The 13,453-nt window shown below is 68.5% G+C and carries 20 protein-coding genes; all 20 read left to right on the plus strand.

Annotation, left to right across the window (positions count from 1 at the left end):
* Positions 1–120 precede the first annotated feature (120 nt).
* Complete coding sequence (locus AB0C87_RS24255) at positions 121–1,647, plus strand: hypothetical protein (RefSeq protein ID WP_360579604.1); 1,527 nt, start codon at positions 121–123, stop codon at positions 1,645–1,647.
* A gap of 539 nt (positions 1,648–2,186) precedes the next feature.
* Positions 2,187–2,561 (plus strand): 30S ribosomal protein S12, encoded by a 375-nt coding sequence (gene rpsL / locus AB0C87_RS24260; RefSeq protein ID WP_021597495.1) that lies wholly within the window; start codon positions 2,187–2,189, stop codon positions 2,559–2,561.
* Complete coding sequence (rpsG, locus tag AB0C87_RS24265) at positions 2,561–3,031, plus strand: 30S ribosomal protein S7 (protein ID WP_179845939.1); 471 nt, start codon at positions 2,561–2,563, stop codon at positions 3,029–3,031. Before rpsL ends, rpsG begins: the two co-directional genes overlap by 1 nt.
* Positions 3,032–3,074: 43 nt before the next feature.
* Positions 3,075–5,186 (plus strand): elongation factor G, encoded by a 2,112-nt coding sequence (fusA, locus tag AB0C87_RS24270; protein WP_345186963.1) that lies wholly within the window; start codon positions 3,075–3,077, stop codon positions 5,184–5,186.
* 82 nt (positions 5,187–5,268) lie between these two features.
* Positions 5,269–6,462, plus strand: coding sequence for an elongation factor Tu (gene tuf, locus AB0C87_RS24275; protein ID WP_345186962.1), 1,194 nt, complete (start codon positions 5,269–5,271; stop codon positions 6,460–6,462).
* 108 nt (positions 6,463–6,570) lie between these two features.
* Positions 6,571–6,879 carry a 30S ribosomal protein S10 gene (rpsJ, locus tag AB0C87_RS24280; RefSeq protein WP_018657599.1) on the plus strand — a complete coding sequence of 103 codons (309 nt, stop codon included), beginning with the start codon at positions 6,571–6,573 and terminating at the stop codon, positions 6,877–6,879.
* A 15-nt stretch (positions 6,880–6,894) separates the two neighbouring features.
* Complete coding sequence (gene rplC / locus AB0C87_RS24285; protein ID WP_179845942.1) at positions 6,895–7,545, plus strand: 50S ribosomal protein L3; 651 nt, start codon at positions 6,895–6,897, stop codon at positions 7,543–7,545.
* Positions 7,542–8,144, plus strand: coding sequence for a 50S ribosomal protein L4 (rplD, locus tag AB0C87_RS24290; protein WP_345186960.1), 603 nt, complete (start codon positions 7,542–7,544; stop codon positions 8,142–8,144). The genes rplC and rplD overlap by 4 nt, the downstream gene beginning before the upstream one ends.
* A gap of 12 nt (positions 8,145–8,156) precedes the next feature.
* Positions 8,157–8,456, plus strand: coding sequence for a 50S ribosomal protein L23 (gene rplW, locus AB0C87_RS24295; protein ID WP_173394922.1), 300 nt, complete (start codon positions 8,157–8,159; stop codon positions 8,454–8,456).
* 45 nt (positions 8,457–8,501) lie between these two features.
* Positions 8,502–9,335, plus strand: coding sequence for a 50S ribosomal protein L2 (rplB, locus tag AB0C87_RS24300; protein WP_089314947.1), 834 nt, complete (start codon positions 8,502–8,504; stop codon positions 9,333–9,335).
* 12 nt (positions 9,336–9,347) lie between these two features.
* Entirely contained in the window at positions 9,348–9,629 is a 282-nt protein-coding gene (rpsS, locus tag AB0C87_RS24305; protein WP_089314946.1) for a 30S ribosomal protein S19, read from the plus strand.
* Positions 9,630–9,669: 40 nt separating this feature from the next.
* Entirely contained in the window at positions 9,670–10,053 is a 384-nt protein-coding gene (rplV, locus tag AB0C87_RS24310) for a 50S ribosomal protein L22 (RefSeq protein ID WP_179845945.1), read from the plus strand.
* Positions 10,053–10,913, plus strand: coding sequence for a 30S ribosomal protein S3 (gene rpsC / locus AB0C87_RS24315; protein ID WP_360579607.1), 861 nt, complete (start codon positions 10,053–10,055; stop codon positions 10,911–10,913). Before rplV ends, rpsC begins: the two co-directional genes overlap by 1 nt.
* Before the next feature lie 7 nt (positions 10,914–10,920).
* Positions 10,921–11,340 carry a 50S ribosomal protein L16 gene (rplP, locus tag AB0C87_RS24320; RefSeq protein WP_089314943.1) on the plus strand — a complete coding sequence of 140 codons (420 nt, stop codon included), beginning with the start codon at positions 10,921–10,923 and terminating at the stop codon, positions 11,338–11,340.
* Positions 11,340–11,579, plus strand: a complete 240-nt coding sequence (gene rpmC, locus AB0C87_RS24325) for a 50S ribosomal protein L29 (RefSeq protein ID WP_185028474.1) — start codon at positions 11,340–11,342, stop codon at positions 11,577–11,579. Before rplP ends, rpmC begins: the two co-directional genes overlap by 1 nt.
* Positions 11,576–11,848: a 30S ribosomal protein S17 gene (gene rpsQ, locus AB0C87_RS24330; protein ID WP_345176381.1), complete on the plus strand. Its 273-nt coding sequence runs from the start codon at positions 11,576–11,578 to the stop codon at positions 11,846–11,848. The genes rpmC and rpsQ overlap by 4 nt, the downstream gene beginning before the upstream one ends.
* Before the next feature lie 110 nt (positions 11,849–11,958).
* Complete coding sequence (gene rplN, locus AB0C87_RS24335; RefSeq protein WP_021596728.1) at positions 11,959–12,327, plus strand: 50S ribosomal protein L14; 369 nt, start codon at positions 11,959–11,961, stop codon at positions 12,325–12,327.
* Positions 12,327–12,635 (plus strand): 50S ribosomal protein L24, encoded by a 309-nt coding sequence (gene rplX / locus AB0C87_RS24340; protein ID WP_141580642.1) that lies wholly within the window; start codon positions 12,327–12,329, stop codon positions 12,633–12,635. Before rplN ends, rplX begins: the two co-directional genes overlap by 1 nt.
* A 5-nt stretch (positions 12,636–12,640) precedes the next feature.
* A complete protein-coding gene (gene rplE / locus AB0C87_RS24345) occupies positions 12,641–13,216 on the plus strand; it encodes a 50S ribosomal protein L5 (protein WP_185028472.1) in 576 nt (191 codons plus the stop codon).
* Positions 13,217–13,218: 2 nt separating this feature from the next.
* Positions 13,219–13,404 carry a type Z 30S ribosomal protein S14 gene (locus tag AB0C87_RS24350; RefSeq protein ID WP_018657585.1) on the plus strand — a complete coding sequence of 62 codons (186 nt, stop codon included), beginning with the start codon at positions 13,219–13,221 and terminating at the stop codon, positions 13,402–13,404.
* The last annotated feature ends 49 nt before the right edge of the window (positions 13,405–13,453 follow it).

Here is a 13,453-nt window from a genome sequence, read left to right on the forward strand (position 1 = left end):
GGCAAGCCCGCCAGGTGGGGACATGGGTGACAAGGTTCGGAGGCCGCGTTATGCGCCGCGCGTCTCCGGACTTCCGGGAGCTGAGGAGCCCCGGGACGACGGCGCTGAAGGAGCCCGACGATGACCGAGAACGACGGCACGCAGGGTCCGCAGCGGCCGATGCCTGAGGACGAGGGACACCCCAGGCCGCCGGAGGGCCAGGAGCCCCCCGCCCGGCCGCTGGGTGACCGCACCGTGGTGTTCGGTGCTCCGCAGTTGGGCGGCCGGCCCCCGGCACAGCCGGCGCAGCCTCGCGATGAGGAGCGGCAGGCGCCCGCCCCGCCGCCCCCCACGATGGTCGAACAGCCGATGCAGCAGTTCGGCGAGCAGCCCCCGCCCCCGCCTCCCTACGGCGCACCGCAGGAGCAGCAGCCCCAGTACGGGCAGCAGCCGCAGATGCCCTACGGCACGCCTCCCGGGCCGGGCGGATACCCGCCCCCGCAGGAGCAGCAGCCCCAGTACGGGCAGCCGCAGCAGTACGAGCAGCCGCAGCAGCAGTACGGGCAGCAGCCGGAACAGTCCCCGTGGGGGCAACAACCCGAGCAGCCGTACGGGCAGCAGCCTCCGCAGCCTCCGCAGCAGCAGTCCGGGTACCCGCAGCAGCCGATGCACGGCGCGCCCCAGGACCAGCAGCCGCAGTACGGCCAGCCCCAGTACGGCGAGCAGCCGCCGCGGCCCGCGCAGCCGCAGGACGGCGGGGGAGAGCGGACGCTGATCGTCCCGGGTCCGGCCGGCGGTGCGCCCGAGCAGCCGCAGCAGCCGCAGCGCCCGGTGGTGGACGACCAGGCGACGCTGCACTGGTCGCCCGGCACCGACATCCCCGTCGCCACCGGCCCCGAGCGCAGGCAGGAGCCTCCGGCCGAGCCGTGGCAGGCCCCGACGCCTCCGTCCACGCCCGAGCCGTGGTCGCCGGAGTCGTCCCAGCCCGGCGGGCAGCAGGGGCAGGCCGACCACGAGCGGACGATGATGGTTCCGCCGCCTGAGTCCGGCTACGGCGCCGGGGCGCAGCAGACCGGTCCCTCGGTGGACGACCTGTACCGTCCGCCCGGTGAGGGCAACGTGGAGGACGCGCGCCCGACCGAGGCGTTCGACCCGTCCGCCGCCTCCCAGGGGCGCCACGCCGCCGAGTCGCCCGGCATGGCCGAGCACACCCGGCTTGACATGGGCCAGCAGCAGTGGGGCCAGCAGCAGGCGCAGCAGCCGGGCTACGGCCAGCAGCAGCAGGGCTACGGCCAGGGCGGCGAGCAGCAGGGCTACGGTCAGCAGCAGTACGGCGAGCAGGGCCAGCAGCAGGGCCAGCAATACGGGCAGCAGCAGTACGGCCAGCAGCAGGGCTATGGCGAACAGCAGGGCTATGGTCAGCAGCAGTTCGGCCAGCCCGGCGGCGAGCAGGGCCAGCAGCAGGGCCAGCAGTTCGGTCAGCAGCAGTACGGTCAGCAAGGCCAGCACGGTCAGCCCCAGCAGTACGGTCAGCAGGGGCAGTACGGCCAGCCGTCCACCTACGGCGGCGAAGAGAGCAAGGGCAGCAAGAACACGCTCCTGATGGTCGGCGGCGCCGTCGCGGCCGTGGTGATCATCGTCGTGCTGGTGGTCGCCTTCGTCCTGTAGGACGCGAAACTCCCAGAACGCGAGACGGCCGGGACGCAAAAGCTGCTCCACGACTTCCCCAAAAGTGGGAACGTGGGTCACAATGCAGCAGAGGCGCCCCGGCCGTCGACGACCCGGGCCCCGCGATCCCGTGCGACGCCAGGTTCGAGCGAGGCGAGAACCTGAACGCGCGGCGCGCCGCCAGGCGAGACGAAGCGATGCGGCGCCGCGACGAGCACGGCTCTTCTCCTCGCTTTGCACTTTGGCGGAGCGGTCGGTAACCTCTTCACTTGTGCCCGCTGTGTGCGGGCCGCTATGCGTGCGTGTCGGCGAGGCCGGTTGGCCGGCCCCAGCGCGCCGCATCTACTCCCCGGCTTGATTCGGCCCAGTTAGGGCCGGGCGGTCTGTGTCGGTTTCGCGCGGTTGAATTTCCGTGGGGCGGCGACACGCCCGACCGCGTGGGTCGGAGAGGTCGGGAAACCGGCAGGTCACAGCCTCACCTGAGGTGGTGATTGCAGCAATAGGACTTACCGGCTCGGTACGAGGAAGACGGAGACGCGGTGCCCACGATCCAGCAGCTGGTCCGCAAGGGCCGCCAGGACAAGGTGACCAAGAACAAGACGCCCGCGCTCAAGGGCAGCCCCCAGCGCCGGGGCGTCTGCACGCGCGTCTACACCACGACGCCAAAGAAGCCGAACTCCGCGCTCCGGAAGGTCGCCCGTGTCCGGCTGACCAGCGGGATCGAGGTCACGGCCTACATCCCCGGCGTCGGCCACAACCTGCAGGAGCACTCGATCGTGCTCGTGCGCGGCGGCCGTGTGAAGGACCTCCCCGGCGTTCGGTACAAGATCATCCGCGGTTCCCTCGACACCCAGGGCGTCCGGAACCGCAAGCAAGGGCGCAGCCACTACGGCGCGAAGAAGGAGAAGAGCTGATGCCGCGCAAGGGCCCCGCTGGCAAGCGCCAGCTGATCGCTGACCCGGTGTACAACTCGCCGCTGGTCACCGCGCTCATCAACAAGGTTCTGCTGGACGGCAAGCGCTCCATCGCGCAGAGCATCGTGTACGACGCCCTGGAGGGCGCCCGCGAGAAGACCGGCAACGACCCGGTCGTCACGCTCAAGCGCGCGCTCGACAACGTCAAGCCCACTCTGGAGGTGCGCAGCCGCCGCGTCGGTGGCGCGACCTACCAGGTCCCCGTCGAGGTCCGGCCGGCGCGCAGCACCACCCTCGCGCTGCGCTGGCTGGTGCTCTACGCCCGGCAGCGGCGTGAGAAGACCATGATGGAGCGGCTGATGAACGAGCTGCTCGACGCGAGCAACGGCCTCGGCGCGTCTGTCAAGAAGCGCGAGGACACGCACAAGATGGCGGAGTCCAACAAGGCCTTCGCCCACTACCGCTGGTAATCCCGGCGGATCTGCAACGACGAGAGACGACGCGAGGACGGCAGTGGCTACCAAAACCGGTGTAGACCTGGCCAAGGTCCGCAACATCGGGATCATGGCCCATATCGACGCGGGCAAGACCACCACGACCGAGCGCATCCTCTACTACACGGGGATGAGCTACAAGATCGGTGAAGTGCACGACGGCGCCGCCACCATGGACTGGATGGAACAGGAGCAGGAGCGGGGGATCACCATCACCTCCGCCGCCACCACCTGCGAGTGGCCCGTCGACGACGTCAAGCACACGATCAACATCATCGACACCCCCGGCCACGTCGACTTCACCATCGAGGTGGAGCGCAACCTGCGGGTGCTCGACGGTGCGGTGGCGGTGTTCGACGGGGTCGCCGGTGTGGAGCCCCAGTCCGAGACGGTGTGGCGCCAGGCCGACCGGTACGGCGTGCCGCGCATGTGCTTCGTCAACAAGCTCGACCGGGTCGGCGCGGAGTTCCACCGCTGCGTCGACATGATCGAGAACCGGCTCAACGCGACGCCGCTGGTGCTGCAGCTCCCGATCGGCGCCGAGGCCGACTTCAAGGGCGTCATCGACCTCGTCCGGATGAAGGCCCTCCTGTGGAACGAGGAGGCCAAGCTCGGCGAGATGTACGACACCCTCGACATCCCCGAGTCGCACGCCGAGACGGCCCGCGAGTGGCACGACAAGCTCGTCGAGACCCTCGCGGAGAACGACGACGAGATCATGGAGCTGTACCTGGAGGGCAACGAGCCCACCGTGGAGCAGCTGCACGACGGCATCCGGCGCGCGACGATCGCCGCGAAGCTCACCCCGGTGACCTGCGGCACGGCCTTCAAGAACAAGGGCGTGCAGCCGCTGCTGGACGCGATCGTCCGCTACCTGCCGTCGCCGCTGGACGTGGAGGCCATCGAGGGCCACGCCGTCCGCGACGAGGAGAAGGTCCTCATCCGCAAGCCGAGCGAGGACGAGCCGTTCTCCGCGCTCGCGTTCAAGATCGCGAGCGACCCGCACCTGGGCAAGCTCACCTTCGTGCGCGTCTACTCCGGTGTCCTGGAGTCCGGCGCGAACGTGATGAACTCCGTCAAGGAGCGCAAGGAGCGCATCGGCAAGATCTACCGGATGCACGCCAACAAGCGCACCGAGATCGAGCGCGCGGGCGCCGGCGACATCGTCGCGGTGATGGGTCTCAAGCAGACCACCACCGGTGAGACGCTGTGCGACGACAAGAACCCGATCGTGCTGGAGTCGATGAACTTCCCGGCGCCGGTGATCCACGTCGCGATCGAGCCGAAGACCAAGGCCGACCAGCAGAAGCTGGGCACCGCCATCCAGCGCCTGGCCGAGGAGGACCCCTCCTTCCAGGTCCGCACGGAGGAGGACACCGGCCAGACCGTCATCTCGGGCATGGGCGAGCTCCACCTGGAGATCCTCGTCGACCGGATGAAGCGGGAGTTCAAGGTCGACGCCAACGTCGGCAAGCCGCAGGTCGCCTACCGCGAGACGATCACTCGCAAGGTCGAGAAGGTCGAGTACACCCACAAGAAGCAGACGGGTGGCTCGGGCCAGTTCGGCCGCGTGATCATCGACCTGGAGCCGCTCGGCGGCGGGTCGGACGGCTACGAGTTCGAGAACAAGGTCACCGGCGGCCGCATCCCGCGGGAGTACATCCCCTCGGTCGACACGGGCTGCCAGGAGGCCGCGGAGTTCGGGGTCCTCGCCGGCTACCCGATGGTGGGCGTCAAGGTCACCCTGCAGGACGGCGCCTACCACGAGGTCGACTCGTCGGAGATGGCGTTCAAGGTCGCCGGTTCCATGGCGTTCAAGGAGGCCGCCCGCAAGGCGTCCCCCACGCTGCTGGAGCCGATGATGTCCGTCGAGGTCACCACGCCCGAGGACAACATGGGCGACGTGATCGGCGACCTCAACAGCCGTCGCGGTCAGGTCCAGTCCATGGACGAGCGGCATGGCATGCGCGTCATCAAGGCGCTCGTGCCTCTGTCCGAGATGTTCGGCTACGTGGGTGATCTGCGCAGCAAGACCCAGGGCCGGGCTGTCTTCACCATGCAGTTCGACTCCTACGCCGAGGTTCCCGGGAACGTCGCGCAGGAGATCATCGCCAAGGCGCGGGGCGAGTAAGCACCCGGGCCTGCCCACAGATCACCAAGACGTAAACGAAGCGGTCGTCTAGGCGGCCGAGGATCGCAACAAGGAGCAACCAGTGGCGAAGGCCAAGTTCGAGCGGACGAAGCCGCACGTGAACATCGGCACCATTGGACACATCGACCACGGTAAGACCACCCTTACCGCGGCGATCACCAAGGTGCTCCACGACAAGTACCCGGACCTCAACCCCTTCACGCCGTTCGAGGACATCGACAAGGCGCCGGAGGAGCGCGAGCGCGGCATCACGATCTCGATCGCGCACGTCGAGTACCAGACCGAGGCCCGGCACTACGCGCACGTGGACTGCCCGGGGCACGCCGACTACATCAAGAACATGATCACCGGTGCGGCGCAGATGGACGGCGCCATCCTGGTGGTCGCCGCCACCGACGGCCCGATGCCGCAGACCAAGGAGCACGTGCTCCTGGCCCGCCAGGTCGGCGTCCCCTACATCGTCGTCGCCCTGAACAAGTGCGACATGGTGGACGACGAGGAGATCCTGGAGCTCGTCGAGCTCGAGGTCCGCGAGCTGCTGTCGGAGTACGAGTTCCCGGGCGACGACGTCCCGGTCGTGCGCGTCTCCGCCTTCCAGGCGCTGCAGGGCGACGAGAAGTGGTCCGCGTCGATCGTCGAGCTGATGGACGCCGTCGACGAGAACGTGCCGGAGCCGGTGCGTGACACCGAGAAGCCGTTCCTGATGCCGATCGAGGACGTCTTCTCGATCACCGGCCGCGGCACCGTCGTGACCGGCCGCATCGAGCGCGGTGTCGTGAACGTCAACGAGACCGTCGACATCATCGGCATCAAGCCGGAGTCCACCTCGACCACCGTCACCGGCGTCGAGATGTTCCGCAAGCTGCTCGACCAGGGCCAGGCGGGCGACAACGTCGGCCTGCTCCTGCGCGGCATCAAGCGCGAGGACGTCGAGCGCGGCCAGTGTGTCATCAAGCCGGGCACGAACACCCCGCACACCGAGTTCGAGGCGCAGGTCTACATCCTGTCCAAGGACGAGGGCGGCCGGCACACGCCGTTCTTCAACAACTACCGCCCGCAGTTCTACTTCCGGACCACGGACGTCACCGGCGTGGTGAACCTCCCCGAGGGCACCGAGATGGTCATGCCGGGCGACAACACCGAGATGCGCGTCGAGCTGATCCAGCCCGTCGCCATGGAGGAGGGCCTGAAGTTCGCCATCCGCGAGGGTGGCCGGACGGTCGGCGCCGGTCGCGTCACCAAGGTCATCAAGTAGCACCTCTCGTCACACGGCGGCCCGGTCGTCGGGCAACCCCAACCGGGCCGCCGTGTCACGACCACTGAAGTAAACAGCGGCACTACAGCAAAGGACACCGAGGCCACCATGGCGGGACAGAAGATCCGCATCCGGCTCAAGGCCTACGACCATGAGGTCATCGACACCTCCGCGAAGAAGATCGTTGAGACGGTGACGCGGACGGGCGCCAAGGTCGCGGGCCCGGTGCCGCTGCCGACCGAGAAGAACGTGTACTGCGTCATCCGCTCGCCGCACAAGTACAAGGACAGCCGCGAGCACTTCGAGATGCGCACGCACAAGCGGTTGATCGACATCATCGACCCGACGCCCAAGACGGTCGACTCGCTGATGCGACTCGACCTTCCGGCCGGCGTTGACATCGAGATCAAGCTCTAAGGGACGCACCGAGAGATGAGTACGCAGAGGAAGGGCGTCCTGGGCGAGAAGCTCGGCATGACCCAGGTCTTCGACGATGAGGGCCGGATCGTTCCGGTGACCGTCGTCCAGGCCGGGCCGTGTGTCGTCACCCAGCTCAAGAGCCAGGAGAAGGACGGCTACACCGCCGTCCAGATCGGGTTCGGGCAGATCGACCCGCGCAAGGTGAACAAGCCGAGCACGGGTCACTTCGAGAAGGCCGGCGTCACGCCGCGCCGCTACCTCGTCGAACTGCGGGCCGACGACACCACCGAGTTCGAACTCGGCCAGGAGATCACCGCCAGCGTCTTCGAGGCCGGCCAGAAGATCGACGTTACCGGGACGAGCAAGGGCAAGGGCACCGCCGGTGTCATGAAGCGCCACGGCTTCAAGGGCCTCGGCGCCTCGCACGGCACCCAGCGCAAGCACCGCTCGCCGGGTTCGATCGGCGGCTGCGCGACCCCGGGTCGCGTCTTCAAGGGCCTCCGCATGGCGGGACGGCACGGCAACGCCCGTACCACCGTGCAGAACCTGACCGTCCACGCCATCGACGCGGAGAAGAACCTGCTGCTCATCAAGGGCGCGGTTCCCGGTCCCAACGGCGGCGTGGTGCTGGTCCGCGACGCAGTGAAGGGAGCGGGCAAGTGACTTCGAAGCTCGACATCGAACTGCCCGCCGAGGTCTTCGACGCGAAGACCAGCGTGCCGCTGATCCACCAGGTCGTGGTGGCGCAGCTGGCCGCGGCGCGCCAGGGCACGCACGCCACCAAGACCCGGGGCGAGGTCTCCGGCGGTGGCAAGAAGCCGTACCGGCAGAAGGGCACCGGCCGCGCCCGTCAGGGCTCGACCCGCGCGCCCCAGTTCGCCGGCGGCGGCGTCGTCCACGGGCCGCAGCCGCGGGACTACTCGCAGCGGACGCCCAAGAAGATGAAGGCCGCCGCGCTGCGCGGCGCCCTGTCCGACCGCGCCCGGTTCGGCCGGGTGCACGTGGTCGACGGCCTCATCGAGGGCGACACCCCGAAGACGAAGACGGCGCTGAAGGCGCTGCGCGACGTCACCGCGGCCAAGCGCGTCCTGCTGGTCCTGGACCGCGAGGACGACGTGACCTGGAAGAGCCTGCGCAACGAGCCGAGCGTGCACGTGATCGTCTCCGACCAGCTCAACACGTACGACGTGCTGGTGAACGACGACGTCGTCTTCACGAAGACGGCGTACGACGAGTTCGTCTCGCGCGCGAAGAAGAAGTGAGGAGGGTCGCACATGAACAAGATCGCTGACCCCCGCGACATCATCATCGCGCCGGTCGTCTCGGAGAAGAGCTACGGGCTGCTGGACGAGAACAAGTACACGTTCGTCGTCCGCCCGGACGCCAACAAGACCCAGATCAAGCAGGCGGTCGAGTCGGTGTTCGGCGTCAAGGTGACGAGCGTGAACACGATCAACCGGCAGGGCAAGCGCAAGCGCACCCGGTTCGGCTACGGCAAGCGCAAGGACACCAAGCGCGCCATCGTCAGCCTGGCCGAGGGCGAGCGGATCGACATCTTCGGCGGCCCGGCCTAGACAGGCCAGGTCGTCCCGAAGACAGACAAGGGATGAACGAAAAAGATGGGCATCCGTAATTACAAGCCGACGACTCCGGGTCGTCGCGGGTCCAGCGTGGCCGACTTCGTCGAGGTCACGCGCCGCGAGCCCGAGAAGTCGCTGCTGCGTCCGCTCCCCAAGAAGGGCGGCCGCAACAACCACGGCCGCATCACGACCCGGCACCAGGGCGGCGGGCACAAGCGCGCGTACCGCGTGATCGACTTCCGCCGGCACGACAAGGACGGCGTTCCGGCCAAGGTCGCGCACATCGAGTACGACCCGAACCGCACCGCGCGGATCGCGCTGCTGCACTACGCGGACGGCGAGAAGCGCTACATCCTCGCCCCGCGCGGTCTGCGCCAGGGCGACCGGGTGGAGAACGGGCCGGGCGCGGACATCAAGCCGGGCAACTGCCTTCCGCTGCGCAACATCCCGACCGGTACGGTCGTGCACGCCATCGAGCTGCGCCCCGGCGGCGGCGCCAAGATCGCCCGCAGCGCGGGCGCCGGCGTCCAGCTGCTGGCCAAGGAGGGCAAGTACGCCACGCTGCGTATGCCCTCCGGCGAGATGCGGATGGTGGACGTGCGCTGCCGCGCCACGGTCGGCGAGGTCGGCAACGCCGAGCAGTCGAACATCAACTGGGGCAAGGCCGGCCGCATGCGGTGGAAGGGCAAGCGCCCGACCGTCCGCGGCGTGGCCATGAACCCGATCGACCACCCGCACGGTGGTGGTGAGGGCAAGACCTCCGGTGGCCGGCACCCGGTGAACCCGGCCGGCAAGAAGGAAGGCCGCACTCGCCAGGCGAACAAGTCGAGCGACCGGCTGATCGTCCGTCGTCGCAGCAAGAAGAAGCGGTAGGAGTCGCTCGCTATGCCACGTAGCCTGAAGAAGGGCCCGTTCGTGGACGACCACCTCATCAAGAAGGTGGACGTGCAGAACGAGAAGGGCACCAAGAACGTCATCAAGACGTGGTCGCGGCGCTCCATGATCGTGCCGGACATGATCGGTCACACGATCGCCGTGCACGACGGCCGCAAGCACGTCCCGGTGTTCATCACCGACTCGATGGTGGGACACAAGCTCGGCGAGTTCGCGCCGACGCGGACGTTCCGCAGCCACGTCAAGGAAGACCGCCGCAGCCGCCGAGGCTGAGCAGGCAGAGCAGTTAGCACGTAGGAGAGAGGGAACAGCGATGGAAGCCAGGGCCCAGGCGCGGTTCATCCGCGTCACGCCCAGGAAGGCCCGCCGCGTGGTGGACCTCATCCGCGGCCTGCCTGCCGCGGAGGCTCAGGCGGTGCTGCGGTTCGCCCCCCAGGCTGCGAGTGAGCCGGTGGGCAAGGTGCTGGCGAGTGCCATCGCCAACGCCGAGCACAACTTCAAGCTCGACTCGGGGACGCTCGTCGTCAGTCGCGCGTGGGTGGACGAGGGGCCGACGCTGAAGCGTTTCCGCCCCCGCGCCCAGGGCCGGGCTTACCGCATCAACAAGCGCACGAGCCACATCACCGTGGTCGTGGAGTCGCGAGACGACGCTGTGGCCGCGTCCGGCGGCGGTAAGAAGACGAGGAGGGCCCGGTAGTGGGTCAGAAGATCAACCCGCACGGGTTCCGGCTCGGCATCACCACCGACCACAAGTCCGTGTGGTTCGCCGACAAGCTCTACAAGGACTACGTCAAGGAAGACGTCCAGATCCGGCGCATGCTGCAGAAGGGCATGGACCGGGCGGGCATCTCCAAGGTGGAGATCGAGCGGACCCGTGACCGTGTCGAGGTCAACATCCACACCGCCCGGCCGGGCATCGTCATCGGCCGTCGCGGCGCGGAGGCCGAGCGCCTGCGCGGCGACCTGGAGAAGCTGACCGGCAAGCAGGTCCGGCTGAACATCCTCGAGGTCAAGAACCCCGAGATCGACGCGCAGCTCGTCGCGCAGGGCGTGGCCGAGCAGCTGTCCAGCCGCGTCGCGTTCCGCCGTGCCATGCGCAAGGCGATCCAGTCCGCGATGAAGTCCGGCGCCAAGGGCATCAAGGTCCAGTGCGGCGGCCGTCTCGGCGGCGCCGAGATGTCGCGGTCGGAGTTCTACCGCGAGGGCCAGGTCCCGCTGCACACGCTGCGCGCCGACATCGACTACGGGTTCTACGAGGCCCGGACGACGTTCGGCCGCATCGGCGTCAAGGTGTGGATCTACAAGGGCGAGGCCGCGCAGACGCGCGCCGAGCGCGAGCAGCAGGCCGCGCAGCAGCGCGCCGCGGGCGGCGGCGGTGGCCGCGAGCGCCGCGGCGGTGAGCGTCGCGGCGGCGGTCGCGGCGGTCGCGGTGGCCGTGGTGGTGCCGGTGGTGCCGGTGGCGCCGGCGGCGGCCGTGGCGGCGAGCAGAAGCAGCAGCAGGGTTCCGAGCAGCCGGCGCCGACCGCCGAGGCTGCTCCGCAGGGTGAGGGGAGCTGAGTAACCGATGCTGATCCCTCGCAAGGTCAAGCACCGCAAGCAGCACCACCCGAAGCGCCGCGGCATGGCCAAGGGCGGCACGAGGGTGACGTTCGGCGAGTACGGCATCCAGGCCGTCGAAAGCGCGTACGTGACCAACCGGCAGATCGAGGCCGCGCGTATCGCCATGACCCGCCACATCAAGCGCGGCGGCAAGGTCTGGATCAACATCTTCCCGGACCGTCCGCTGACCAAGAAGCCCGCCGAGACCCGCATGGGCTCCGGTAAGGGCTCCGTGGAGTGGTGGGTGGCGAACGTCAAGCCGGGCCGCGTGCTGTTCGAGATCTCCTACCCGAACGAGCAGGTCGCTCGGGAGGCGCTCACCCGCGCGATCCACAAGCTGCCGATGAAGTGCAAGATCGTTAAGCGAGAGGTGGGTGAGTCCTGATGGCCAAGGGTCTTACCGCCGACGACCTGCGGACCGAGCCCGAGGACGTCCTGGTCACCAAGCTCCGGGAGGCCAAGGAGGAGCTGTTCAACCTCCGCTTCCAGGCCGCCACCGGCCAGCTTGAGAGCCACGGGCGGCTGCGCACCGTCAAGCGCGAGATCGCCCGCATCTACACCGTGATGCGGGAGCGCGAGCTCGGCATCGTGACGGTCGAGGACGCCGCGGAGGGCAACGAATGACCGAGCAGACGACCGAGCAGCGGACCAGCCGCAAGATCCTTGAGGGTCTGGTGGTCAGCGACAAGATGGACAAGACCGTGGTCGTGTCCGTCGAGGACCGCGTGAAGCACCCCAAGTACCACAAGGTGATCCGCCGCACGAAGAACTACAAGGCGCACGACGAGGCCAACGAGTGCGGCGTCGGCGACCGCGTCCGTCTCATGGAGACCCGGCCGCTGTCGGCCACCAAGCGGTGGCGCGTGGTGGAGATCCTCGAGAAGGCCAAGTAGGGCCGCAGGCCCGCGGGACGCAGTCCCGCTATTGACCACAGTCTGGTTCCACCAGGCTCGGCGCCCGCGAAGGGGGCGCCGAGAACCGGTGTGACGAACAGGAGTTAGACGTGATCCAGCAGGAGTCGCGACTCAAGGTCGCCGACAACACGGGTGCGAAGGAGATCCTTTGCATCCGGGTTCTCGGCGGCTCGGGTCGGCGCTACGCGGGAGTCGGCGACATCATCGTCGCGACGGTGAAGGACGCCCTTCCCGGCGCGGGCGTGAAGAAGGGTGACGTCGTCAAGGCGGTCGTCGTGCGCACCCGCAAGGAGCGCCGGCGCCCGGACGGCTCCTACATCCGCTTCGACGAGAACGCCGCCGTCCTGATCAAGGACGGCGGCGACCCCCGCGGCACCCGTATCTTCGGCCCGGTGGGCCGCGAACTGCGCGAGAAGAAGTTCATGCGCATCATCTCGCTCGCGCCGGAGGTGCTCTGATGAAGATCCGTAAGGGCGACGAGGTCATCGTCATCGCCGGCAAGGACAAGGGCGCGACGGGCAAGGTCCTGCGCGTCATCCCCCGCGAGGAGCGGGTCGTCGTCGAGGGCGTCAACCTCATCACCAAGAACATCAAGGCCGACCAGCAGCGTGCCGGCAAGGAGAGCGGTCGCGTCACGGTCGAGGCGCCGCTGCACGTCAGCAACGTCGCGATCGTCGAGGACGGCAAGCCGGCACGGGTCGGTTACCGCACCAACGACGACGGCACGAAGGTTCGGATCTCGCGCCGTAGCGGTAAGGAGATCTGAGACCGATGACCGAGACCGTTACCGAGCGTCCCGTTCCGACGCCGAGGCTGAAGCTGCGCTACCGCGAGGAGATCGCGGGCCAGATGCGCGAGCAGTTCGGCTACGCCAACGTCATGCAGATCCCCTCGCTGACCAAGATCGTGGTCAACATGGGGGTCGGCGACGCGGCCAAGGACGCCAAGCTGATCGAGGGCGCGATCCGCGACCTGGCGGCGATCACCGGGCAGAAGCCCGCGGTGAACCGGGCCCGCAAGTCCATCGCGCAGTTCAAGCTGCGCGAGGGCATGCCGATCGGCGCGCACGCCACGCTGCGCGGCGACCGGATGTGGGAGTTCCTGGACCGCCTGCTCGCCACGGCGCTGCCCCGTATCCGCGACTTCCGCGGGCTGTCGCCGAAGCAGTTCGACGGCAACGGCAACTACACCTTCGGGCTGACCGAGCAGGTCATGTTCCACGAGGTCGACCCGGACAAGATCGACCGCTCGCGGGGCATGGACATCACGGTCGTGACGTCCGCGAAGACCGACGACGAGGGCCGGGCGCTGCTCAAGCTCCTGGGCTTCCCCTTCAAGGAGAGCTGAGCATGGCGAAGAAGTCGCTGATCGCCAAGGCGGCGCGGAAGCCGAAGTTCGGCGTGCGCGCGTACACTCGGTGCTCGCGCTGCGGGCGTCCGCGCTCCGTCTACCGGAAGTTCGGCCTGTGCCGCGTGTGCTTCCGGGAGATGGCCCACCGCGGCGAGCTGCCTGGCATCACGAAGTCCAGCTGGTGACCGCGTCCCCGGAGCGCGGCTCCGGGGGCGGCGGAAGCCGGCCTGTAAT

This window comes from Actinomadura sp. NPDC048021 (assembly GCF_040653135.1).
Taxonomy (GTDB): domain Bacteria; phylum Actinomycetota; class Actinomycetes; order Streptosporangiales; family Streptosporangiaceae; genus Spirillospora; species Spirillospora verrucosospora.